This is a genomic window from Streptomyces sp. NPDC090088, assembly GCF_044747345.1.
GTDB lineage: Bacteria > Actinomycetota > Actinomycetes > Streptomycetales > Streptomycetaceae > Streptomyces.
Window position 1 is genome coordinate 1,182,562 of the sequence record NZ_JBIVDZ010000002.1, and the last position, 22,003, is coordinate 1,204,564.

17 protein-coding genes are annotated in these 22,003 nt (G+C 70.5%); 7 read left to right on the forward strand and 10 right to left on the reverse strand.

Going from position 1 to position 22,003, the window contains the following annotated elements:
- The 4 genes from ACIPSJ_RS14150 to ACIPSJ_RS14165 form a co-directional block, all read right to left on the reverse strand.
- Positions 1-1,986 (reverse strand): tetratricopeptide repeat protein, encoded by a 1,986-nt coding sequence (locus ACIPSJ_RS14150; RefSeq protein ID WP_401346256.1) that lies wholly within the window; start codon positions 1,984-1,986, stop codon positions 1-3.
- Between the two features lie 88 nt (positions 1,987-2,074).
- Complete coding sequence (locus ACIPSJ_RS14155) at positions 2,075-2,929, reverse strand: 5'-methylthioadenosine/S-adenosylhomocysteine nucleosidase (RefSeq protein ID WP_401345745.1); 855 nt, start codon at positions 2,927-2,929, stop codon at positions 2,075-2,077.
- 57 nt (positions 2,930-2,986) lie between these two features.
- Complete coding sequence (locus ACIPSJ_RS14160; protein WP_401345747.1) at positions 2,987-3,436, reverse strand: type II toxin-antitoxin system VapC family toxin; 450 nt, start codon at positions 3,434-3,436, stop codon at positions 2,987-2,989.
- Positions 3,430-3,552 (reverse strand): hypothetical protein, encoded by a 123-nt coding sequence (locus tag ACIPSJ_RS14165; RefSeq protein ID WP_401345748.1) that lies wholly within the window; start codon positions 3,550-3,552, stop codon positions 3,430-3,432. Before ACIPSJ_RS14165 ends, ACIPSJ_RS14160 begins: the two co-directional genes overlap by 7 nt.
- Before the next feature lie 94 nt (positions 3,553-3,646).
- On the opposite strand from ACIPSJ_RS14165, the gene ACIPSJ_RS14170 reads away from it, so the two are divergent.
- Complete coding sequence (locus ACIPSJ_RS14170) at positions 3,647-4,207, forward strand: hypothetical protein (protein WP_401345750.1); 561 nt, start codon at positions 3,647-3,649, stop codon at positions 4,205-4,207.
- 52 nt (positions 4,208-4,259) lie between these two features.
- The gene (locus ACIPSJ_RS14175; protein ID WP_401345751.1) at positions 4,260-6,662 is read left to right on the forward strand and encodes a tetratricopeptide repeat protein; all 2,403 of its coding nucleotides are present in this window, start codon (positions 4,260-4,262) and stop codon (positions 6,660-6,662) included.
- On the opposite strand, the gene ACIPSJ_RS14180 is transcribed toward ACIPSJ_RS14175, so the two are convergent.
- A complete protein-coding gene (locus ACIPSJ_RS14180; protein WP_355727956.1) occupies positions 6,550-7,227 on the reverse strand; it encodes a response regulator in 678 nt (225 codons plus the stop codon). The genes ACIPSJ_RS14175 and ACIPSJ_RS14180 overlap by 113 nt on opposite strands.
- Complete coding sequence (locus ACIPSJ_RS14185) at positions 7,227-8,855, reverse strand: sensor histidine kinase (RefSeq protein ID WP_359224298.1); 1,629 nt, start codon at positions 8,853-8,855, stop codon at positions 7,227-7,229. Before ACIPSJ_RS14185 ends, ACIPSJ_RS14180 begins: the two co-directional genes overlap by 1 nt.
- Positions 8,856-8,985: 130 nt before the next feature.
- On the opposite strand from ACIPSJ_RS14185, the gene ACIPSJ_RS14190 reads away from it, so the two are divergent.
- The 5 genes from ACIPSJ_RS14190 (at position 8,986) to ACIPSJ_RS14210 (ending at position 14,590) form a co-directional block, all read left to right on the forward strand.
- Positions 8,986-10,380, forward strand: coding sequence for a cation:dicarboxylate symporter family transporter (locus tag ACIPSJ_RS14190; RefSeq protein WP_401345754.1), 1,395 nt, complete (start codon positions 8,986-8,988; stop codon positions 10,378-10,380).
- Positions 10,381-10,605: 225 nt separating this feature from the next.
- Positions 10,606-11,379 (forward strand): DUF2127 domain-containing protein, encoded by a 774-nt coding sequence (locus ACIPSJ_RS14195; protein ID WP_355727960.1) that lies wholly within the window; start codon positions 10,606-10,608, stop codon positions 11,377-11,379.
- A gap of 29 nt (positions 11,380-11,408) precedes the next feature.
- Positions 11,409-11,837: a MerR family transcriptional regulator gene (locus ACIPSJ_RS14200; protein ID WP_401345756.1), complete on the forward strand. Its 429-nt coding sequence runs from the start codon at positions 11,409-11,411 to the stop codon at positions 11,835-11,837.
- Complete coding sequence (locus ACIPSJ_RS14205; RefSeq protein ID WP_401345757.1) at positions 11,834-12,169, forward strand: thioredoxin family protein; 336 nt, start codon at positions 11,834-11,836, stop codon at positions 12,167-12,169. The genes ACIPSJ_RS14200 and ACIPSJ_RS14205 overlap by 4 nt, the downstream gene beginning before the upstream one ends.
- Before the next feature lie 180 nt (positions 12,170-12,349).
- On the forward strand, positions 12,350-14,590 hold the full coding sequence (locus tag ACIPSJ_RS14210) for a HelD family protein (RefSeq protein ID WP_401345759.1): 2,241 nt from the start codon (positions 12,350-12,352) through the stop codon (positions 14,588-14,590).
- Here ACIPSJ_RS14210 and glgB read toward each other — a convergent pair.
- The 4 genes from glgB to ACIPSJ_RS14230 form a co-directional block, all read right to left on the reverse strand.
- The gene (glgB, locus tag ACIPSJ_RS14215) at positions 14,565-16,748 is read right to left on the reverse strand and encodes a 1,4-alpha-glucan branching enzyme (RefSeq protein ID WP_401345761.1); all 2,184 of its coding nucleotides are present in this window, start codon (positions 16,746-16,748) and stop codon (positions 14,565-14,567) included. The genes ACIPSJ_RS14210 and glgB overlap by 26 nt on opposite strands.
- A 17-nt stretch (positions 16,749-16,765) precedes the next feature.
- Positions 16,766-18,136: a maltokinase gene (locus tag ACIPSJ_RS14220; protein ID WP_401345762.1), complete on the reverse strand. Its 1,371-nt coding sequence runs from the start codon at positions 18,134-18,136 to the stop codon at positions 16,766-16,768.
- A gap of 100 nt (positions 18,137-18,236) precedes the next feature.
- Complete coding sequence (gene treS / locus ACIPSJ_RS14225) at positions 18,237-19,940, reverse strand: maltose alpha-D-glucosyltransferase (RefSeq protein ID WP_401345763.1); 1,704 nt, start codon at positions 19,938-19,940, stop codon at positions 18,237-18,239.
- Positions 19,937-21,991 carry an alpha-1,4-glucan--maltose-1-phosphate maltosyltransferase gene (locus tag ACIPSJ_RS14230; protein WP_401345765.1) on the reverse strand — a complete coding sequence of 685 codons (2,055 nt, stop codon included), beginning with the start codon at positions 21,989-21,991 and terminating at the stop codon, positions 19,937-19,939. Before ACIPSJ_RS14230 ends, treS begins: the two co-directional genes overlap by 4 nt.
- Positions 21,992-22,003 lie beyond the last annotated feature (12 nt).

Below are 22,003 nucleotides of genomic sequence, written 5' to 3' on the forward strand. Positions count from 1 at the left end.
TCAGTCCTGGAGCTCGGAGGCCTGGGTTCGGGCTTGGGCGGCTTCGGCGGGGGCCTTGGCTCGGGTGAAGGCTTCGGCGGCTTGGAGGAAAGCGGAGCGGGCTGCGGCTTCGGCCTGGAGGGCCGTGTGGGCGCGGCCCAGGTTTCCGAGGGTCTGGCCGGCTCCGTACCAGTCGCCGGACTCCTGACACATGGCCAGTGCTTCGCCGTATGCCTCGACGGCCTTCTGCACCAGCCCTGCCTCGCGCAAGCACACGCCGAGGTTGCCCCAAGCAATGCCCTCCTGGCGGCGGTCGCCTGCCTCCCGGAAGAGGTCACGGGCACACGTGAACGCTTCGATCGCCTCCTGCACTCTGTCTGCGTTCGCAAAGAAAGCGCCAATGTTGTTCCACGCCATGCCCGCGCCCTGGACGTCCCCGGCCTCCTCGAACAGGGTGCGGGAACGTGTAAGAGCCTCGACCGCCTCCTGCACCTGGTTCGTGCTCAGCAAGGCCGAACCGAGGTTGCCCCACACCATGCCCTCCCGGCGGCGGTCGCCTGCTTTCCCACAAAGTGAGCAGGCACGGGTGAGTACCTCGACAGCCTCCTGGCCCCGATCCACCTCTCGCAGAGCTATTCCCAGGCCGGTCAGGGCGGCGACTTGGACGTCCATGTCTCCGACTCGCCTACCTGCATCCAGCGCCAGCGACATCGCTGTGATCTTGTCATCGAAAGCCCGCCGCCGATCCAGGTACTCCGCGAGCCACAGCGCCAGATCCGCCCCCTTTCGCTCGAACCGCTCCTCCCGCGTCCAGCCGACGGCTGCAAGCAGTCCGACCCGCTCCTGGTCCAGCCAGGCCAAAGCCGCTTCCTGCCCTCTGAACAGGCCGGGTATCTGCTTGCCCGGCAGCCAGCGCAACCAGCGGTCCGCCGCCCGCGCACCCTTTCCGTAATACGCGAGCACCCGCTCCCGCGCGGCAGATCCCTCCTCGAACAGCTTCACATCCTCCCGCACCACGTCCAGTCCGAATTCGCGCACCAGATCGTGCAGCCGCCATCGCATTCCGGACTCGGTGGGCCCTGCGCCCCGGACGGGCATGACGAGATGGGCGGCTGCAAGCCCTTCCAACACCTCCAGCACATGGTGCGACGCGAGTTCCGCCAGAACCGCCGCTGTCTCCGTCGATGTCTCCGCCCCCGGCCCGCGGGCGAGCAGGCGCAACAGACGGGCCTGGTCCGCCGAGAGCCGGGCGTATGACGTCGCCAGCACAGGGCGTAGGGTCAGCGAGCGGCCGTACCAGTCGGGGCCGAGCTGCGGGCGGTCGAGGGCGCCGATCGTGCTGCCGGTACTCCTGATCTCGGCGACCAGCGACGCGATGTCCCGGTGTCGTCGGCGCAGCATCGCCGCGGCGATCTGGAGAGCCAGGGGTAAGTGGCCGCACAGGGCGGTCAGTTCGCGCAGTGCCTCCGGTTCGCGGGCCGGGCGGCCGTCGGCCGGGTCGGTGGAGTGCAGGGCGTCGGTGATGAGGGCGACGGACTCCTCCGGATCGAGTGTTCCGAGGCCGACGACGTGTACGGGGACGCCGCCCGGGAGGTCCCGGGACGTGATCAGCACCCGGTGGTGTTCAGTGCCGGGAAGGAGGGGGAGGTACTGGGAAGCAGCCGAGGCGTTGTCCAGGATCACCAGCATCCGCTCCTGCCGCTTGTCGAGCAGGTCGCGGTATACGTCGTACTGCCTTGCCGTCGTCAGCGGCAGATTCGCCCCCTGCACTCCCATCGCGTCGAGCAGGGCCAGAACCCCCTGATCCGCCGTCACGGGATTGTCGTCGTAACCGCGCAGGTCGACGAAGAGGAACCCACCCGGGAACCACCCCTCCGCACGTGCTCGATGCGCGGCCTCCGCCGCGAGCGCCGTCTTGCCGATGCCTCCCATGCCGGTGACCGCGGAGATGAGGAGTGGGAGGCCATTCTCCGAGGTAGGTGCCAGGCGGGAGAGCAGGTGGTTCAGTTCCGCCGAGCGACCGGTGAAGCCGGGAAGGCGGGGTGGGAGGGCGGTGTTCGCGACCGGGACAGCGCCGTGGACCGTACCGCTGCCGCTATCGCTGCTGTCCGGTCTGCTTGCCGACGACGGGCCCGTGGAAGGTCCCGCCCCGGAAATCGATGTGGTCGCCCCCGTACCGTGCTTGGGGATCCTCCTCGGAGTCGGTGGACTCCCGGGGCTGGTGTTTGCGCAGCACGCCCGCCGCCACCGACGCGGCACGCTCGGCGGCGAGTCGCTGTGAGCCCGAGGCGTCGGCCGCGTGCTTGTCAGCGTCGGCGTGGTCGCTGATGCCGCGGATGACCAGGGCGTCCAACTGGCCGTTGAGATGGGCCGCGTGGGCGGCGCCCGTGCCTTCCATCTCGATCGCGCAGGCGTCGTTGTAGTGGTGGCGGATGTGGGTGGTGAAGGCCGAACGGTCATCGGCCAGTACGACGTCGCCGACCGCGATCGGCTTCCGGTGCCCCCGCACCTCCGGCATGTTCCGCAACGCGGAACGCGCCGCCTGCACCAGCCGGTGCGAGCCCTGCCAGACCTCGGGCCGGGCCTGGAAGCCCTCCGGGGTCTGTTTGCCGCCGTGGATGGCGTACACCTTCGTGCCGACCACGACGTCACCGATCTCGATGTCGTCCTTGAGCCCGCCCGCAACCCCGACGAAGAGCACCGCCTCGGGGTCGAGCCAGTCGACGATCTGTGTGGTGAGCGAGGCGGCGGTCAGCGCACCCACACCCAGTTCGGCGATCGCCACGGTCCAGGAGGTGTCGGCGAGCCGGCCGAGTTCGACCCGGGTGCCGTTTCTGGGATGGGTGAACTCCTCTGCGTCGATCAGGTGGGCGCGTACGGCGTCGTACTCCTCCGGCAGTGCGGTGAGGAGGACGGCACCGGCGGTGGGGCGCGGTCGCTTCGCGGGCATCTGCCCAAGGTAGCGCCAAGTCACCCGTACGACCGGTCTGTTGGCCTGCTCCGACGATCAGACGGTGATCAGGCCGATCTCGGGCTGTTGCGGCAGTTCACGTGCGGCCGCGGTCGGCGTGGGTATGTGAGAGCGGTCCGATGTCACCAGTCGTACCGGCGGCAGACACAGAGCCGTGGTGGCGACCACGACCGCGTCCACCAGATATTCGTGGCCGTCCAGACCTGTCGTGCCCAGAAGGCGGCCCGCTGTGTGCAGGACTGCCTTGTCGACCGGTCTGACGTCGAATCGGGCGAGCAGGAATGCCAGGCGTCGGCCGGCCTGCTCCGAACGCCGGACTTCCAGGGGTGTCAGGGCCGACAACGCCACTCGGCGGCCGTTCAGCTCCGCTGCCTTGATCCGGGCGCGCATCCCCGTATCGCCGTCGACCTGGCGGGAGAGGCTCCGCGCGTCCAGTACCAGGGTGCCTCCGCCCTTGCCCGTGGCCTTGAGGCGCTTGCTTACCACTCGTCCTCTGCACGCCGCGGAGCCTCGGCGTCGACCGGGCCGATCTCCTGTTCGTCGGCCTCGACGACCTCACGCAGCTTGGCCATGGCCGGCCACTGTTCCAGGGCCTCGGACACGACGGCCGAGAAATCGTACGAACGGAGGAAAGGGGCAGTTCGGAGGCGGTATGGTCCTGCGACGTGAGTCGGCCTGTGAGGTGGGGAGAGCTGTATGCCGGAGCCGCGCGTCAGCGTCGGGCAGTTGCTGCTCGCCGAGTACCAGACGGTCAAGGACGAGCAGAAGGCGCGGATCGGGTTCCGGGACAACCTGCTGTACGTGACACTCGGCGTGGTGGCCGCCGTCATCGCCGCGGCGGCGCAGGCGAAGCAGCCGTCGATGCTGTTGGCGTTGCCGCCGGTGTGCGTGGTGCTCGGGTGGACGTACCTGGTCAATGACGAGAAGATCTCGGCGATCGGGCTGTACGTGCGGGACGAGTTGGGTCCCCGGCTGGCACAACTCGCCTCCGACGGAGCGGAGTTCGCCACCTTCGGCTGGGAGGCCTACCACCGGACCGACACCCGGCGGCGGACCCGCAAGACCATCCAGGCCGTGATCGATCTGACGGCGTTCTGCGCGGTGCCGCTGGCCGCGCTGGTGGTCTTCTGGGCGGGCGGCGACGGCGGCGGACTGCTGGTCGGGCTGTCGGTGCTGGAGGCGCTCGCCGTGATCGGGCTCGGCGTGCAGGTCCTGCTGTACATGCGGCCGGCGAGACCGGCCCGGACCCCGGCCTGACGCCGTACCGTTGACGCTCACGTAGCAGGGGCACAGGGGGACGGAACGGCACATGAGAGCGGCTTTATCGGCTCTGCTGGCGGCCCTGACCGAGGGCGCGGGCGGCGATGCCGGGCGGGTACTGGCCGAGGCGGCGGAGGGTTCTGGGCGGCCGGAGGCGTTACGGGCCTGGGGTGACCGGGTCAGGGCGCTGCTCGGCGGTGATCCGCGGGTGGCGGGTGCGGTTGCGGCGGCCATGGAACGGCATGCGCCGGGCAGCGCCGACGCCTGGTACGGCCGTGATCACTCCGACTTCCGTGGCGGGGTCTTTCTGCGCGAGGTGGTCGGGGTCCAGGTGGTCGTCCAGCAGGGTGGTGCGGCCGCGGCGCCGGAGGCGCTGGCCTCGCTGCCGCCACGGCCCGGTGGGTTCACGGGGCGGGAGCAGGAGACGGCCGAGCTGTTGCGGGCGCTCGACGACTCCGCGGCCGTTCTGGTGACCGCGGTCTCCGGGCTCGGGGGCATCGGGAAGACGGCGCTCGCTGTCGGGACCGCACATCTGGCGTGCGGGAAGGGGTGGTTCCCCGGCGGGGTGCTCTTCATCGACCTCCACGGGTACGACGAGCAGCCGGTCAGCGCCGACCAGGCTCTGCAGTCGTTGTTGCGGGCGCTCGGGGTGGCGCCGGAGCACATTCCGACTACGGCTGATGACCGGGCGGTTCTCTATCGGTCGGTGCTCGCCCAGCGCGGGGCGGTGCTGGTGCTGGCGGACAACGCCTCGTCGCCGGACCAGGTGCGGCCGTTGCTGCCGGGGGAGGGGCGGCATCGGGTGCTGGTGACGTCACGCGATCGATTGTCCCAACTCGGGGCGCGACTGGTGCCGTTGGATCAGCTCACGGCGGAGGAGGCGCGGCGACTGCTCGAACTGGCCCTGGAGATCGCTGATCCTGAGGACCGCCGAGTGGCGGACGACCCTGGGGCCGCCGCACAACTCGCTGATCTGTGCGGGCATTTGCCGCTCGCTCTTCAGATCGCGGCAGCGTTGCTGGCGGAGGATCCGGGCATGCCGCTCGCGGAACTCGTCGGAGAGTTGGCGGCCTCGCATGACCGGCTTTTCCATCTCGACGACGGGGAGCGCAGTGTTCGCGCAGCCTTTGAGCTGTCCTACCGTCGGCTGCCGCCTGGGCAGGCACGGCTGCTGCGCCTGCTTGCCCTTGCGCCGGGGCCGGAGGTGAGTGACGAGGCCGCCGCCGCGCTGGTGGGGGCTGATGTCCCCCCGCTGCGGGACCTGAGGGCATTGGCTCGTGCACATCTTGTCGAGCGGGGGAGCGAGCGCGGGTGGTGGCGGTTGCATGACTTGGTGCGGGCCTACGGGGTGGGGGTGGTGGCCGGTGATCCGGGGTTGCGTGAGGAGGGGGAGGCGGCGCGGGAGCGGGTGCTGGGGTTCTACTTGCGGTGGGCGGATGCTGCGGATGACTGGTTGCGGTGGCTGCCGGGGAGGGCGGAGCCGGAACGGTTCGGCGATCGGGTAGAGGCGTTGGCCTGGTTCGACGGGGAGCGCGCCGGGCTGGTGACGGCGGTGGGGTGGGCGTGGGAGGAGCGGTACGCGGACGCCGCCGTGCGGCTGGCAGCCTGCTTGGGCATGTACCTCGAATGGCGGCGCTACTTCGAGGACTGGCTCGCCATCGCCCGGGTAGCACTGCGAGCCACTCGTCGCTTGGGGAACCCTTTTCATGAGGGCAACGCTTGGAACAACCTCGGCGTGGCGCTGCGAGAGGTTGGCGAGACAGCACAGGCGATCGAGGCTCATGAACGCGCTCGCGACCTGCACCGGGCTGTCGGCAACCCTTACGGGGAGGGCACGGCGTGGATGAACCTCGGGATCGTTCTGCGCGGGTCGGGCGAGGCGCGAAAGGCGATCGAGGCACAAACGCGTGCCTGCGACTTGTACCGGACCATCGGAGACGGCCACCGAGAGGCGAGCGTACGAAACAACCTCGGCTCCGCGTTGCGGGAGGACGGTCGTCAGGACGAGGCGATTGACGAATACAGCCGTGCCATCAGTCTGTACGAGCAGGTCGGCGATGGTCAGCGCCATGCCGTCGCCCTCATGAACCTCGGCGCTGCCTTCGCCGAGGTGGGCCGCCTGGATGAGGCGTTCGACGCCTACGGCAAGTCACTTGAGATGCGAAGGGCATATGACGACTGGTACGGCATGGGGCTGACCTTCGTAGGTCTCGCCGAAGCCTGGGAAATGGTGGGTCGCACGGCGGAGGCATGCGCCGCCTACCTGCAGGCCGCTGACGCCCTCTCCCGTGGCAACGCCCCAACCGAAGCCGTCCAAGCCCGCATCCGGGCCGCCGCTCTCACCGCTTCCCCCACCGATACACCAACTCCGGCCTCCCCACCTGCCCGTACAGCGGACTCCGTCCGGCCCGGCCCGCCTCGACCAGATGTTCCAGGTACCGCCGGGCCGTGATGCGGGAGATGCCCACGCTCTCTGCCAGGGCTGCGGCGGTCAGCCCTTCTTTCGACTCGCGCAGGGCGACGGTCACCCGTTCCAGCGTCGGGGCGCTGAGGCCCTTCGGGAGGGCTGCGGGGGTGGGGGCGCGCAGGGCGGCCAGGGCACGGTCGACCTCGTCCTGGCCGCTGGCCTCGCCCACGGCCGCGCGGAATTCCGAGTAGCGGGTGAGGCGGTCGCGGAGGGTGGCGAAGGTGAAGGGTTTGAGGACGTACTGGACGACGCCGAGCGAGACGCCTTCGCGGACCACGGCCAGGTCCCGTGCGGAGGTCACCGCTATGACGTCCGCCTGGTGCCCCGCCGCGCGGAGGGAACGGGCGAACTGGAGGCCGTGGACGTCCGGCAGGTGGAGGTCCAGGAGGAGCAGGTCGACCGGGGTGCGGTCGAGGATGCGGCGGGCCTCCGCTCCGGTGTGCGCCTTGCCCACCGCCACGAATCCCGGGACCCGGCCCACGTACATGACGTGCGCGTCCGCGGCCACCGGGTCGTCCTCGACGACCAGGACCCGAATCGGCTCGGCCATCACACGTCACCCCCGACCGCCGCCGCCCGCAGCGGCAGCCGCACCTCGAACACCGCGCCGCCCTCCGCCGCCTCCGTCACGGTCAGGGTGCCGTCCAGCCGTGCCACGGCCTGCCGGACCAGTGCCAGTCCCAGGCCCCGTCCGCCGGGTCCGGCCGGCTTCGTCGAGAAGCCGCGCTGGAAGACCAGCTCGGCGTGGGCGGGGTCGACCCCCGCGCCCGTGTCCGTCACCCTCATCACCAGTTCGGCGTCGTCATCGTCGGCGTAGGCGGTGACCGTCACGCGCGCCCGTACCGTTCCCTGGGCCGCGTCCACCGCGTTGTCGATCAGGTTGCCGAGGATGGTGACCAGATCGCGCGCCGACAGGCTCTCCGGTAGCAAACCGTCATCCAGCCGGCTCTCGTCCGAGACCACCAGCTCCACGCCCCGCTCGTTCGCCTGGGCGGTCTTGCCCAGCAGCAGGGCGGCGAGGACCGGTTCGCTGACGGCGGCCACCACCTGGTCCGTCAGCGCCTGCGCCAGTTCCAGCTCGGCCGTCGCGAAGTCGACGGCCTCCGGGGCCCGCCCGAGTTCGATCAGGGAGACGACCGTGTGGAGGCGGTTCGCGGCCTCGTGGGCCTGGGAGCGCAGTGCCTGGGTGAAGCCGCGTTCCGAGTCCAACTCGCCCATGAGGGACTGGAGTTCGGTGACGTCGCGGAGAGTCACGACCGTGCCGCGGCGCTCGCCGCCGGAGACCGGGGAGGTGTTCACCACCAGGACCCGGTCCGCGGTCAGGTGTACCTCGTCGACCCGGGGCTCGGAGGCCAGCAGCGCGCCCGTCAGGGGCGCCGGCAGGCCCAGCTCGGCCACCGAACGGCCCACCACGTCCCCCTCGGAGTCCACGCCCAGCAGTTCCTGGCCGCCGTCGTTGATCAGCGCGACCCTGTACTGCCCGTCCAGCATCAGCAGCCCCTCGCGCACCGCGTGCAGCGCCGCCTCGTGGTAGTCGTGCATCCGGCTCAGCTCGGCCGCGTTCATGCCGTGGGTGTGGCGGCGCAGGCGGGCGTTGATGACGTAGGTGCCGACCGCGCCCAGGACCAGGGCTCCGGCCGCGACCCCCAGCAGCGCCGTGACCTGTTCCTGGACCCGGCGGCTGATCGCCTCCACCTTGATGCCGGCGCTCACCAGGCCGATCACCCGGTCGTTCTCCTCCACCGGGGTCACCGTGCGCACCGACGCGCCGAGGGTGCCCTTGTAGGTCTCGCTGTAGGTGTAGCCCTGCTGGGCGGCCTCGATATGGCCCAGATAGTGCTTGCCGATCTCGTTCTTGTCGGGGTGGGTCCAGCGGATCCCGTCCGGGGTCATGATCGTGATGAAGTCGACCTCGGTGTCCCGCATCACCTGGAGGGCGTACGGCTGCAGCCGGGCCGACGGGTCGCGGGTGTGGATCGCCGAGCGGACCGACGGCGAGTCCGCGACGGACCGGGCCACCGCCGTCGCCTGCCGGGTCGCCGCCTCCTCGGCCTGGTGACGGTCGCTGACGTAGGTGAACAGCGCGTAACCGGCGACCAGCACCGCTATCAGCACGGCCTGCATGGCGAACAGCTGGCCGGCGAGGCTGCGGGGGCGGGGGACGGACGGGAAGCGCATGTCAGCAGTGTGCCTCCCGGGTTACGCGCGAACTAAATGAACGGAAGGGTGACCGCCCTCACAGAACGGGAGATAGTCACGGCATCCCCCACATCCCCCGGACGTGAGCCGCACGCCGGTCGCAACGACGATGACGTCAAGGAGGCGAGCCGTGACGACGACGCCTACGGCCCCAGCCGCACCCACCGTGAAGAGAGACCGCACCCACTACCTCTATATCGCGGTCATCGCCGCGGTGGCGCTCGGTATCGTCGTGGGGCTCATCTGGCCCGACGCCGGTGTCGAGCTCAAGCCCCTCGGTACCGGATTCGTCAATATGATCAAGATGATGATCTCGCCGATCATCTTCTGCACGATCGTGCTCGGGATCGGGTCCGTACGGAAGGCCGCCAAGGTCGGTGCCGTCGGCGGTATCGCGCTCGGCTACTTCCTCGTGATGTCGCTGGTGGCGCTCTCCATCGGCCTCGTCGTCGGCAACATCCTGCACCCCGGTGACGGGCTGCACCTCACCGAGGCCCTGAAGGCCACCGGGCACAGCCAGGTGGACGCCGAGGCGCTCGGCCCGGTCGACTTCGTGCTGTCGATCATCCCGACGACCTTCGTCTCCGCCTTCACCGAGGGCCAGGTGCTGCAGACGCTGCTCATCGCGCTGCTCGCCGGGTTCGCGCTGCAGGCCATGGGGTCGGTGGGCCAGCCGGTGCTGCGCGGTGTCGAGCACATCCAGCGGCTCGTCTTCCGCATCCTCGGCATGATCATGTGGGCCGCGCCGATCGGTGCGTTCGGCGCGATCGCCGCCGTCGTCGGGTCCGCCGGTCTCGACGCGCTCAAGAGTCTCGCCGTGCTGATGCTCGGCTTCTACGTGACCTGTGTGCTCTTCGTCTTCGTGGTGCTCGGCGCGCTGCTGCGGATCGTCGCCGGACTGAACATCTTCACGCTGTTCAAGTACCTCGCCCGGGAGTTCCTGCTGATCCTGTCCACCTCCTCCTCCGAGTCCGCGCTGCCGCGGCTCATCGCGAAGATGGAGCACCTGGGCGTCAGCAAGGCCGTGGTCGGCATCACCGTCCCGACCGGCTACTCCTTCAACCTCGACGGCACCATGATCTACATGACCATGGCCTCGCTGTACATCGCCGACGCCCTCGGGACGCCGATGTCGATCGGCGAGCAGATCCCGCTGCTGCTCTTCCTGCTGCTGGCCTCCAAGGGCGCGGCGGGCGTCAGCGGCGCCGGTCTGGCCACGCTGGCCGGCGGTCTGCAGTCGCACAAGCCCGCGCTGGTCGACGGCGTCGGCCTGATCGTCGGCATCGACCGCTTCATGAGCGAGGCCCGCGCCCTGACGAACTTCGCGGGCAACTCCGTCGCCACCGTCCTGATCGGTACCTGGACGAAGGACATCGACAAGACGCGGGTGCAGCAGGTACTCGCGGGCGAGCTGCCCTTCGACGAGACGACGCTGCTGGACGAGGGCCAGGGCGGCACCACGCCCGAACTGCCCGAGCAGCGCGAGGAGCTGGCCAAGGCGTAGGGCCCCCGCATACCGCCGGACGTCCGGCCCGGCCTGAACCCGGGCCGGCCGTCCGGTCACCGCTCTCCGGGCGGCTGAGAACTCCCCCGTTGCTCAGCCGCCCGGAGGCATGTCCACCGGCAGTGCCCTCCCGCCCGCTTGTCGGCCGTATCCACTAACGTGCCGTTCCTGTTCCACCGGAACACCGGAACGGCACGTCGGCACGTCTGCAGGGAGGCACGGGGGATGAAGATCGACTGGGATCGGCGGCACTGCGCGCGCAAGGGACATGTGACCTATGCCCCGGACGACCCGCGGCTGCGGGTCCGGCTGCACGCGCAGACCGCCGTCGGGGACGTGTGGCGCTGTCTGCGCTGCGGGGACTTCGTGCTCGGCGAGCCGCACGGCTCGGGGCCGGCCGACGACGCCCCGCTGGTGCCGCGCGGGAAGGTGCTGCGGGACCTGTTCATCCTGCGATTCCTCGCGATCGAGCGGGCCGTGCGCGGGGTGTTCATCGTGCTGGTCGCGGTCGCGGTGTGGAAGTTCTCCAACAGCCAGGACGCGGTGCGCCGGCTGTTCAACGAGTACCTGGACACCTTCCGGCCGGTCTTCCGGCACTTCCACTACGACCTCGACCACTCACCGGTCGTCGGTTCCATACAGAAGGCCTTCGGCTACAAGCACTCCACGCTGCTGCTGGTGGCGGGACTGCTGCTGGCGTACGCGCTGATCGAACTCGTCGAGGCGGTCGGCCTCTGGTACGCCAAGCGCTGGGCCGAATACCTGACCGTGGTGGCCACGGCCGCCTTTCTGCCGCTGGAGATCTACGAACTCACCGAGAAAGTCAGCTATCTGAAGATCGCCACTCTGGTGCTGAACATCCTCGCGGTGCTCTATATCGCCCTCGCCAAGCGGCTGTTCGGGCTGCGCGGCGGGCGCCGGGCCTTCGAGGAGGAGCGGCACAGCGCCTCGCTGCTGGAGGTCGAGGAGTCCGCGGGGGTCGCGCCGGGCTTGCGTTGACGTCGGCGTCAAGTCGTACGGTCGTGGACATGCGAATCGGCGAGCTGGCCGCACGGGCCGGGACCACCACGCGCACCCTGCGGTACTACGAGGCGCGCGGGCTGCTGCCCGCGCGGCGTTCCGGGAACGGTCACCGGACCTACGACGAGAGCGATCTGAGGCTGCTCACGCAGATCCGGACGTTGCAGGACTTCGGGTTCGAGCTGGAGGAGACCCGGCCGTTCGTGGAGTGTCTGCGGGCCGGGCACCCGGAGGGCGACACCTGCCCCGCCTCGCTCGCGGTCTACCGGCGCAAGCTGGCGGAGCTGGACGCGCTGATCGGCGAGTTGCAGGCGGTGCGGGCGACCGTCGGGGCCCAGCTGGTGCGGGCGGAGCAGGCGCGGGAAGAGCTGGCCGCCGAGGCGCTGGTTCCGGGGGGTCCGGAGCCGACCTGCGAACTGGGAGGGTCCAGGCGATGATCAAGGCGGCGGGTGTGGCCGAGGTGACGGACGCGGACTTCGCGGCGGAGGTGATCGGGGCGGAGTTGCCGGTGCTGGTGGAGTTCACCGCCGACTGGTGCCCGCCGTGCCGGCAGATGGGGCCGGTGCTCACCGCGCTCGCGCGGGAGGAGGGCCACCGGCTGAAGGTGGTGCAGCTGGACGTGGACACCAACCCGGAGACGACCAACGCCTACAAGGTGCTGTCGATGCCGACGTTCATGGTGTTCCGGGGCGGTGAGCCGGTGAGGGCGATGGTGGGTGCCCGGCCCCGGCGGCGGCTGCTGGCGGAACTGGCCGACGTACTGGACTGAACCGGCCGCTTATACGAAGAATCCCCCGGGCAATTGCGCTCGGGGGATTTCTTTGCGTATATTCAAGAGTTCGCGACTTCAAGTCGACGATGAAATCGGCCGAGTCGCGAAGAAGTTCAGTGGGCACAGTATATCCGGGCGGGAGCGGAATTGTCAAACACCGAATTTCCAGATGATGAATTGCGGCACGAGCAGGAATTCATCGACGGACTGTACGCACGGGTGGACGCCCTGCGCGGCGACACCGAGGACTCGGTCGCGGACGCCCTCGCCCTCGGCGACAAGCCGATGCAGGCCCGCCTGGAGCGGGACATCCTGGTCGCCGAGCGCTCCGGACTGCTCGCCGCACTGAACGCCGTGGACGGCTCGCTGTGCTTCGGCCGCATCGACCTCACCTCCGGCACCAGGCACCACATCGGGCGCATCGGGCTGCGGCTGGACGACACCGAGCGCACCCCGGTCCTCGTCGACTGGCGTGCCGAGGTCGCCCGCCCCTTCTACCTGGCCACCGGCCACACCCCGATGGGCCTGCGCCGCCGCCGGCACATCGCCACCGACGGCCGCCGGGTCAGCGCCCTGCACGACGAGATCCTCGACCTCGGCGACCGGGAGCGCACCGGGCACGAGGACCCGTCCGGCGACGCGGTGCTGCTGGCCGCCCTCGATTCGGCCCGCACCGGCCGGATGAACGACATCGTGCAGACCATCCAGGCCGAGCAGGACGAGATCATCCGCGCGCCCCACCGGGGAGTCCTGGTGGTCGAGGGCGGCCCGGGGACCGGAAAGACGGCGGTCGCGCTGCACCGCGCCGCCTTCCTCCTCTACGAACACCGCGAACTGCTCGCCAAGCGTGCCGTCCTGATCGTCGGCCCCAATCCCGCCTTCCTCGGCTACATCGGCGAGGTGCTGCCCTCGCTCGGCGAGACCGGAGTGCTGCTGGCGACCGTCGGCGAACTGTTCCCCGGGGTGAAGGCGACGGCCGCCGACACCCCCGAGGCGGCCGCCGTGAAGGGCCGCGCCGACATGGCCGACGTGCTCGCCGCCGTCGTACGGGACCGGCAGACGCTGCCCGACCCCGTCCTGGCCATCGAGCACGACCGCGAGGTCCTGATGCTCGACGACGGCCTGGTGAACATGGCCCGGGAGCGCACCCGCGCCGCCGGGCTCCCGCACAACGCGTCCCGCGAGTACTTCGAGGGCCACATCCTCAACACCCTCACCGAGCTGTACGCCGAACGCGTGGGCACCGACCCCTTCGACGGCAGCAGCCTGCTCGACGCCTCCGACATCACCCAGATCCGCGACGAACTCGCCGAGAACCCCGAGGTCTGGTCCGCCGTCGACCAGCTGTGGCCGCTGCTCACCCCGCGGCGCCTGCTCGCCGACTTCCTCGCCGCCCCCGAGGGGTACCTCGGCGCCGAGGACGCGGCCGCGGTCCGCCGCCCGGTGACCCGGGCCTGGACGGTCTCGGACGTCCCCCTCCTCGACGAGGCGGCCGAACTGCTGGGCGTCGACGAGCGTGTCGCCCGGGCCCGGGCGGAACGCGAGCGCGAGACGCAGATCGCGTACGCCCAGGGCGTCCTCGACGTCTCCTACGCCTCCCGGACCTACGAGTTCGAGGACAAGGAAGACGATGATCCCGACTCCTCGGAGGTGCTGTCCGCGCACGACATCATCGACGCCGAGCGCTTCGCCGAGCGCCAGGAGGAGGAGGACTTCCGCAGCGCGGCCGAACGCGCGGCGGCCGACCGGACCTGGGCGTTCGGGCACATCATCGTGGACGAGGCGCAGGAACTCTCCCCGATGGCCTGGCGGCTGCTGATGCGCCGCAGCCCGACCCGCTCGATGACCCTGGTCGGCGACCCGGCCCAGACGGCGGAGGCGGCGGGCGTGGGTTCCTGGTCGGAGATCCTGCACCCCTACGTGGAGGACCGCTGGGACCACACCCGCCTCGGCGTCAACTACCGCACCCCGTCCGAGATCATGGACCTCGCGGCGGCCGTGGTCCGCGCGGAGAACCCGGACTTCGAGCCGCCCAGCTCGGTCCGCTCGACGGGCGTACGGCCGTGGATCCGGCGGGCGGCCGACGACCTGCCGAGCGCGGTCGCGAAGGCGGTCGTCGAACTCACCCCCGCCGAGGGCCGCCTCGCGGTGATCGCCCCGCGCGACCTGCACCGCTCCCTGGCCGCCCGTCTGGACGGCGTCACGGCGGGCGCCGAACCCGACCTGACGCGGACCGTCGTCCTCCTCGACCCGCGCCAGGCCAAGGGTCTTGAGTTCGACTCCGTCCTGGTGGTGGAACCGGGACGGTACGGCACCAGCGACCTCTACGTGGCCCTGACCCGGGCGACCCAGCGACTGGGGGTGCTGCACACCGGCGGCCTGCCGGACGGGCTCAGGCAGGCCGCAGCCACACCGTAGCCAGCGGTGGCAGGGACAGGCGGATGCTCGTGGGGCGGCCGTGGGAGGGGTGGTGTTCCGGCTTCACCGGGTCGGGGTTGGCGACACCGCTGCCGCCGTAGCGGGCCGCGTCCGTGTTGAGGGTCTCGTGCCAGGCGGGGATCTCGTCCGGGACGCCCAGGCGGTAGTCGTGGCGGACCACGGGGGAGAGGTTGGCGACCGCGAGGAGCGGGGTGCCGTCGGCGTCCAGCCGAAGGAACGCGAAGACGTCGTCCTCCGCCGCGTCCCCCACGATCCACTGGAAGCCGCTCGGGTCGGTGTCCCGCTGCCACAGGGCCGGGGTCGCGGAGTAGACCGTGTTGAGGTCGCGGACCAGGTCGCGCACGCCCCGGTGGTCGGCCTCGGCGCCGTAGCCGGGGTCGAGCAGCCACCAGTCCGGGCCGCGCGCCTCCGACCACTCCGCGCCCTGGGCGAACTCCTGACCCATGAACAGGAGCTGCTTGCCGGGGTGGGCCCACATGAAGCCCAGGTAGGCGCGGAGGTTGGCGCGTTGCTGCCACCAGTCGCCGGGCATCTTCGAGACCAGCGAGCGCTTGCCGTGCACGACCTCGTCGTGGGAGATGGGCAGGACGTAGTTCTCGCTGTACGCGTAGACCATCGAGAAGGTCATCTCGTGGTGGTGGTACTTGCGGTGCACCGGCTCGTGCTGCATGTACTCCAGCGAGTCGTGCATCCAGCCCATGTTCCACTTCAGGCCGAAGCCGAGACCGCCGGAGTCGGTGGGGCGGGTGACGCCCTCCCAGGCCGTCGACTCCTCGGCGATCGTGACGACACCCGGGGCCCGGCGGTACACGGTCGCGTTCATCTCCTGCAGGAACGCCACCGCGTCCAGGTTCTCCCGGCCGCCGTGCTCGTTCGGCGTCCACTGGCCCGGCTCGCGCGAGTAGTCGAGGTAGAGCATCGAGGCGACCGCGTCCACCCGCAGCCCGTCGATGTGGAACTCCTCGCACCAGTACACCGCGTTGGCGACCAGGAAGTTGCGCACCTCGCGGCGGCCGAAGTCGAACTCCAGGGTGCCCCAGTCGGGGTGGGCGGCGCGCAGCGGGTCCGCGTGTTCGTACAGCGGGCGCCCGTCGAACTCGGCCAGCGCCCAGTCGTCGCGCGGGAAGTGCGCCGGCACCCAGTCCATCAGCACGCCGACGCCGGCCCGGTGCAGCGCGTCGACCAGGTACTTGAAGTCGTCGGGGGTGCCGAGGCGGGCCGTCGGTGCGTAGAAGCCGGTGACCTGGTAGCCCCAGGAGCCGCCGAAGGGATGCTCGGCGACCGGCATCAGCTCGACGTGCGTGAAGCCCAGGTCCCGGACGTAGGCGGGCAGCTGCTCGGCCAGCTCGCGGTAGGTCAGGCCCGGCCGCCAGGACGGGAGGTGCACCTCGTAGACCGAGAAGGGGGACTCGTGGACGGGGGTGTCGGCCCGGTGGGCCATCCACTCCGCGTCGGCCCACTCGTGCCGGGACGCGTCCACGATCGACGACGTGTCCGGCGGGGTCTGGGTACGGCGGGCCATCGGATCCGCCCGCAGGGTGTGCGAGCCGTCCGGGCGGGTGATGTCGAACTTGTACAGCTCGCCCTCGCCGATGCCCGGCACGAACAGCTCCCAGATCCCGGAGGATCCCAGCGACCGCATCGGATACCCGGTGCCGTCCCAGAAGTTGAAGCCGCCGGCCAGCCGCACGCCCCGCGCGTTCGGCGCCCACACCGCGAACCGGGTGCCGGCGACGCCCTGGTGGGTCGTGGGGTGCGCGCCGAGCGCCTCCCACAGCCGCTCGTGCCGGCCCTCGCCGATCAGATGGAGGTCCAGATCGCCCAGGGTGGGCAGGAAGCGGTACGCGTCCTCGACCTCCTGGACCGTCCCGTCGTACTCCACGAGGAGGCGGTGGACCGGCACCTCGGTGAGCGGGAGCAGGGCGGAGAAGAAGCCGTCGCCGTCGTCGTGGAGTTCGGCGCGCAGGTCCTCTCCGGCGACGACCGTCACCGCGCGGGCGTACGGGCGGAACGCGCGCACGGCGACCCCGCCCGGGACGGAGTGCGCGCCGAGGACCGCGTGCGGGTCGTGATGGGTGCCGTGCAGCAGCCGCTCACGGTCGCCGTCGGCTACGGACACGGGGTTCTTGGAGGTCACGGACGCGTCTCCCGGGATCAGTTCGGGTCGGGGGTGGCCAGGCGGTGTACGGCCGACAGCGGTACGGGGAGCCAGTCGGGGCGGTGCCGGGCCTCGTAGACGACCTCGTAGACGGCCTTGTCGGTCTCGTAGGCCCGCAGCAGGACGGGATCGGTGCGCGGGTCGGTGCCGGTGATCTCGGCGTAGCCGGAACAGTAGGCCGCCCGGCAGCGGTGCGCCCAGCCGGGGTCGGCCGGGGTCACGGAGTGGGCCGCGTAGTCGAAGGAGCGCAGCATCCCGGCGATGTCCCGGACCACCGGCTGCGGCATCCGGCGCTCGGCCAGCGGGCGGGCCGGCTCGCCCTCGAAGTCGATCAGCGACCACTCGCCCGACGGCGAGCGCAGGCACTGCCCCAGATGCAGATCGCCGTGCACCCGCTGGGCGGTCCAGGTACTGCCCTCGGCGGCCAGCTGGGCCGGCGCCCGGTAGGCGGACCGCAGCCCGTCCTCGTACGGCCGCAGCGCCGGTACCGCCTGTGCGGCCGCCTCCAGCCGCTCCACCATCCCCGCGACCTGCGACTCCAGCTGGCTGCGCCCGAGGGTGACGGTCGGCAGCGCCCGGGCCAGCGCGGTGTGCACCTCGGCGGTGGCCCGGCCCAGCGCCCGCGCCTCGGCCGTGAAGTCCTCGCCCTTGGCCAGCTCCCGCAGCGCCAGCTCCCAGCCGTCGGTCGCGCCGCGCACGAAGGGCTGGAGCACGGCCAGCACATACGGTTCCCCGCCCAGCTCTGCCCGCAGCCAGGCGGTCGGGGCGGGCACCCGGGCACAGCCCTCGCGGGCCAGCGCCAGGGGTATCTCCAGGTCGGGGTTGACGCCGGGCACCACCCGGCGCAACAGCTTCAGGATGAACGTATCTCCGTAGACGACCGAGGAGTTGGACTGCTCGGCGGTCAGCAGGCGGGCCACCAGCCCGTCGCGTATCTCCTGGCCGGGGTCGCGCTCGAAGCGCAGCCCGCCGATGCGGGCCCGGGTGCGCAGGGCCTCCAGCAGCATCTCCGCGGGCCGGGGGTCGTACAAGGCGTCGTACACCGTGCGTCCGGCCAGCGGGCCGTCGGTCACGTGTCCGATCAGCGCGGGCGCCAGCCGGGGCGGCAGCGCCTCGCGCACGCCTATGAGGAGCTGGTAGCAGTCGCCGGCCCCGGCGGTGGCGGGCGGCTGGTGGGCGCGGACCAGCAGATGGTGCAGGCCCAGCCGGCTGTCGGACGGCAGCAGTTCGGTCTCGGCCACCGTGGCGAAGCCCGTGACCGGGCGGCCCTTGCCGGCGAACCAGCGCTGCCGGGGCAGCCAGTCGCGCAGGAGCGGGTCGAGCGAGGCGAGCAGAGGGGGCGTGGAGGGGGTGACCGTTTCCGCCATGGCGGTACGTCCTTTCCCCGGATCGTCGGGGGTGTGAGTGATGCGTGCCCCGGGCGGGCCGGGGGAAACCGGGCCCGCCCGGGCTCTCGTCGGTCGAGCTCTATTGGGCCGCGTCCGCGCGCAGCCGGAACCAGTAGAAGCCGTGCCCCGCCAGGGTGAGCAGGTACGGCAGCTCGCCGACCGCCGGGAAGCGCACCCCGCCGAACAGTTCCACCGGATGGCGTCCGTTGAAGCGCCGCAGGTCCAGCTCGGTGGGTTGGGCGAACCGGGAGAAGTTGTGCACGCAGAGGACGAGATCGTCCTCGTACTCCCGCAGGAACGCGATCACCGCCGGGTTCGACGACTGGAGCTCGGTATAGGACCCCAGTCCGAAGGCAGGATTCTGCTTGCGGATCTCGATCATGCGGCGGGTCCAGTGCAGCAGCGAGGACGGCGACGACATGGACGCCTCGACGTTGGTGACCTGGTAGCCGTAGACGGGATCCATGATGGTCGGCAGGTACAGCCGCCCCGGGTCGGACGACGAGAAGCCGGCGTTGCGGTCGGGGGTCCACTGCATGGGGGTGCGGACGGCGTCGCGGTCGCCGAGCCAGATGTTGTCGCCCATGCCGATCTCGTCGCCGTAGTAGAGGATCGGCGAGCCCGGGAGCGAGAGCAGCAGGGCGGTGAACAGCTCGATCTGGTTGCGGTCGTTGTCGAGGAGGGGGGCCAGGCGCCGCCTGATGCCGATGTTGGCGCGCATCCGTGGGTCCTTGGCGTACTCGGCCCACATGTAGTCGCGTTCCTCGTCGGTGACCATCTCCAGGGTCAGCTCGTCGTGGTTGCGCAGGAAGATGCCCCACTGGCAGCCGGACGGGATGGCCGGGGTCTTGGCGAGGATCTCGGAGACGGGGTAGCGGGACTCCCTCCGCACGGCCATGAAGATCCGGGGCATGACCGGGAAGTGGAACGCCATGTGGCACTCGTCGCCGCCGCTGCGGTAGTCGCCGAAGTAGTCGACGACGTCCTCCGGCCACTGGTTCGCCTCGGCCAGCAGCACCACGTCCGGGTACTGGGCGTCGATCTCCTTGCGGACCCGCTTCAGGAAGTCGTGGGTCGCGGGGAGGTTCTCGCAGTTGGTGCCCTCGCTCTGGTAGAGGTACGGCACCGCGTCCAGCCGGAAGCCGTCGATGCCCAGGTCGAGCCAGAAGCGGAGCGCGGAGAGGATCTCCTCCTGGACGGCCGGGTTCTCGTAGTTGAGGTCCGGCTGGTGGGAGAAGAAGCGGTGCCAGTAGTACTGCTTGCGGACCGGGTCGTAGGTCCAGTTGGAGACCTCGGTGTCGACGAAGATGATCCGCGCGTCCTGGTAGCGGTCGTCCTTGTCGTCCCACACGTAGTAGTCGCCGTACGGACCCCCGGGGTCCTTGCGCGACTCCTGGAACCACGGGTGCTGGTCGCTGGTGTGGTTCATGACGAAGTCGATGATGACGCGCATGCCGCGCTGGTGGGCGGCGTCGACGAACTCCACGAAGTCGGCGAGGTCACCGAACTCCGGGAGCACGGCCGTGTAGTCGGAGACGTCGTAACCGCCGTCCCGCAGAGGGGACTTGAAGAAGGGCGGCAGCCAGAGGCAGTCGACGCCGAGCCACTGCAGATAGTCGAGTTTCGCGGTCAGGCCCTTGAGGTCGCCGATGCCGTCGCCGTTGCTGTCCTGGAAGGAACGGACCAGGACCTCGTAGAAGACGGCGCGTTTGAACCAGTCGGGATCCCGGTCCTTGGCGGGCGTGTCCTCGAAGGTGTCCGGGACGGGTTCGTTGACGATCATTGTGTGGGTGACCCTCCGATCCGCGGGGACGGTCGCAGGACGGTGAGGATGTGCGCGGCCCGGTGACCCGGCTCCAGGCGCACATAGTTGGCCCTGCCCCAGTTGTAGGTTTCGCCGGTGAGCTCGTCGCGCACCGGCACCGACTCATGCCAGTTCAGGCCGAGTTGCGGCATGTCCAACGAGACCGTGGCCTCCTGGGTGTGGTGGGGGTCGAGGTTGACGACCACCAGAACCGTGTTCGATCCGCTCCGCTTGCTGTAGACGATCACCTCCTCCTTGTCGGCATGGTGGAAGTGGATGTCGCGCAGCTGCCGCAGGGCCGGGCTGCCGCGCCGCAGGGCGTTCAGGCGGGTGATGAGCGGGGCGATACCGGCCGTCTCGGCTTGCGCCCAGTCGCGGTTTTTGAGCTGGTACTTCTCGGAGTCGAGGTACTCCTCGCCGCCCGCACGCAGGGGGGTGTTCTCGCAGAGTTCGTAGCCGCTGTAGATGCCCCAGGTGGGGGAGAGGGTGGCGGCGAGCACGGCGCGGGCCTCGAAGGCGGGGCGGCCGCCGTGCTGGAGGTAGGCGTGCAGGATGTCCGGGGTGTTGGCGAAGAAGTTCGGCCGCATGTAGGAGGCGGTCTCGGCGGCGAGTTCGGTCGCGTACTCGGTGAGTTCCTGCTTGGTGTTGCGCCAGGTGAAGTACGTGTACGACTGCTGGAAGCCGACCTGGGCGAGGGTGCGCATCATCGCGGGCCGGGTGAACGCCTCGGCGAGGAAGATCACGTCCGGGTCGGCCGTGTTGATCTCGGCGATGACCCGCTCCCAGAACACCACCGGTTTGGTGTGCGGGTTGTCGACGCGGAAGATCCGCACCCCGCAGGACATCCAGTGCCGCAGCACGCGGACCGTCTCGGCGATCAGGCCGTCCAGGTCGGCGTCGAAGGCGATGGGGTAGATGTCCTGGTACTTCTTCGGCGGGTTCTCGGCGTAGGCGATGGTGCCGTCGGGCCGGTGGTGGAACCACTCCGGGTGCTTCTCCACCCAGGGATGGTCCGGGGAGCACTGCAACGCGAAGTCCAGGGCGACTTCGAGTCCGTGCGTCCGGGCCTGTTCCACGAACCACTGGAAGTCCTCAAGCGTCCCCAGGTCCGGATGGACCGCGTCGTGCCCGCCCTCCGGCGAGCCGATCGCCCAGGGCACGCCCACGTCCTGGGGGCCCGGGATGAGGGTGTTGTTGCGGCCCTTGCGGAAGGTGGTCCCGATGGGGTGGATCGGGGGCAGGTAGACGACGTCGAAGCCCATGTCCGCGATCGGCTTCAGCCGCCGGGCCGCTGTCCGGAACGTGCCGTGCGGCCGCTCCGGCGTCCCCTCCGAACGCGGGAAGAACTCGTACCAGGAGCCGTACAGGGCGCGTTCGCGCTCGACGAGCAGCGGCAGCGGCTCGGAGGCGGTGACCAGCTCCCGCAGCGGATGCCGGGCCAGGACCTTGTCGACCTCGGGGGTGAGGGCGGCGGCCAGGCGCCAGGGGGCGGGCCGTTCCTCGTCGCGCAGGGCGGCGACGGCGGCCAGCAGGATCTCCCGCTTCCTGGCCTTCGGGACCCCGGCGGCGGCCCGTTCGTAGAGCCGGGCGCCCTCCTCCAGGACCAGTTCGGTGTCGATGCCCGCCGGGATCTTGATCTCGGCGTGGTGGCGCCAGGTGGTGACCGGATCCCCCCATGCCTCGACCTGGTAGGTCCAGCGGCCCGGTTTCCCGTCCGCGGTGACGGTGGCGCCCCAGCGGTCCGTGCCGGGGGCGAGCTCCCGCATCGGCGTCCAGGGGCCCGGGCGGCCCTTGGGGTCCTTCAGTACGACGTTGGCGGCGACGGCGTCATGGCCCTCGCGGAAGACGGTGGCGGTGACCTCGAACGACTCCCCGGTCACCGCTTTGGCGGGCCGGCGTCCCTGCTGGATCAGGGGGCGGACGTCGAGGACGGGTATGCGGCCGACGGCGGTGGCCTCGTCCGCGGGGGGTGTGGCGCCGGGTGGCGTGCGCCGTATCGGAGGTGCTGACGGCTGGTGCGTGGCGGGCATGACCGCTCCTGT

Excerpts from the sequence above, each read along its gene's own strand:
- ACIPSJ_RS14205 (WP_401345757.1), top strand. The coding sequence starts at position 11,834 with ATGATCAAGGCGGCGGGTGTGGCCGAGGTGACGGACGCGGACTTCGCG.
- ACIPSJ_RS14230 (WP_401345765.1), bottom strand. The coding sequence starts at position 21,991 with ATGCCCGCCACGCACCAGCCGTCAGCACCTCCGATACGGCGCACGCCA.
- ACIPSJ_RS14190 (WP_401345754.1), top strand. The coding sequence starts at position 8,986 with ATGACGTCAAGGAGGCGAGCCGTGACGACGACGCCTACGGCCCCAGCC.
- ACIPSJ_RS14220 (WP_401345762.1), bottom strand. The coding sequence starts at position 18,136 with ATGGCGGAAACGGTCACCCCCTCCACGCCCCCTCTGCTCGCCTCGCTC.
- treS (WP_401345763.1), bottom strand. The coding sequence starts at position 19,940 with ATGATCGTCAACGAACCCGTCCCGGACACCTTCGAGGACACGCCCGCC.
- ACIPSJ_RS14170 (WP_401345750.1), top strand. The coding sequence starts at position 3,647 with ATGCCGGAGCCGCGCGTCAGCGTCGGGCAGTTGCTGCTCGCCGAGTAC.
- ACIPSJ_RS14185 (WP_359224298.1), bottom strand. The coding sequence starts at position 8,855 with ATGCGCTTCCCGTCCGTCCCCCGCCCCCGCAGCCTCGCCGGCCAGCTG.
- ACIPSJ_RS14200 (WP_401345756.1), top strand. The coding sequence starts at position 11,409 with ATGCGAATCGGCGAGCTGGCCGCACGGGCCGGGACCACCACGCGCACC.
- ACIPSJ_RS14155 (WP_401345745.1), bottom strand. The coding sequence starts at position 2,929 with ATGCCCGCGAAGCGACCGCGCCCCACCGCCGGTGCCGTCCTCCTCACC.
- ACIPSJ_RS14180 (WP_355727956.1), bottom strand. The coding sequence starts at position 7,227 with ATGGCCGAGCCGATTCGGGTCCTGGTCGTCGAGGACGACCCGGTGGCC.
- ACIPSJ_RS14195 (WP_355727960.1), top strand. The coding sequence starts at position 10,606 with ATGAAGATCGACTGGGATCGGCGGCACTGCGCGCGCAAGGGACATGTG.
- ACIPSJ_RS14175 (WP_401345751.1), top strand. The coding sequence starts at position 4,260 with ATGAGAGCGGCTTTATCGGCTCTGCTGGCGGCCCTGACCGAGGGCGCG.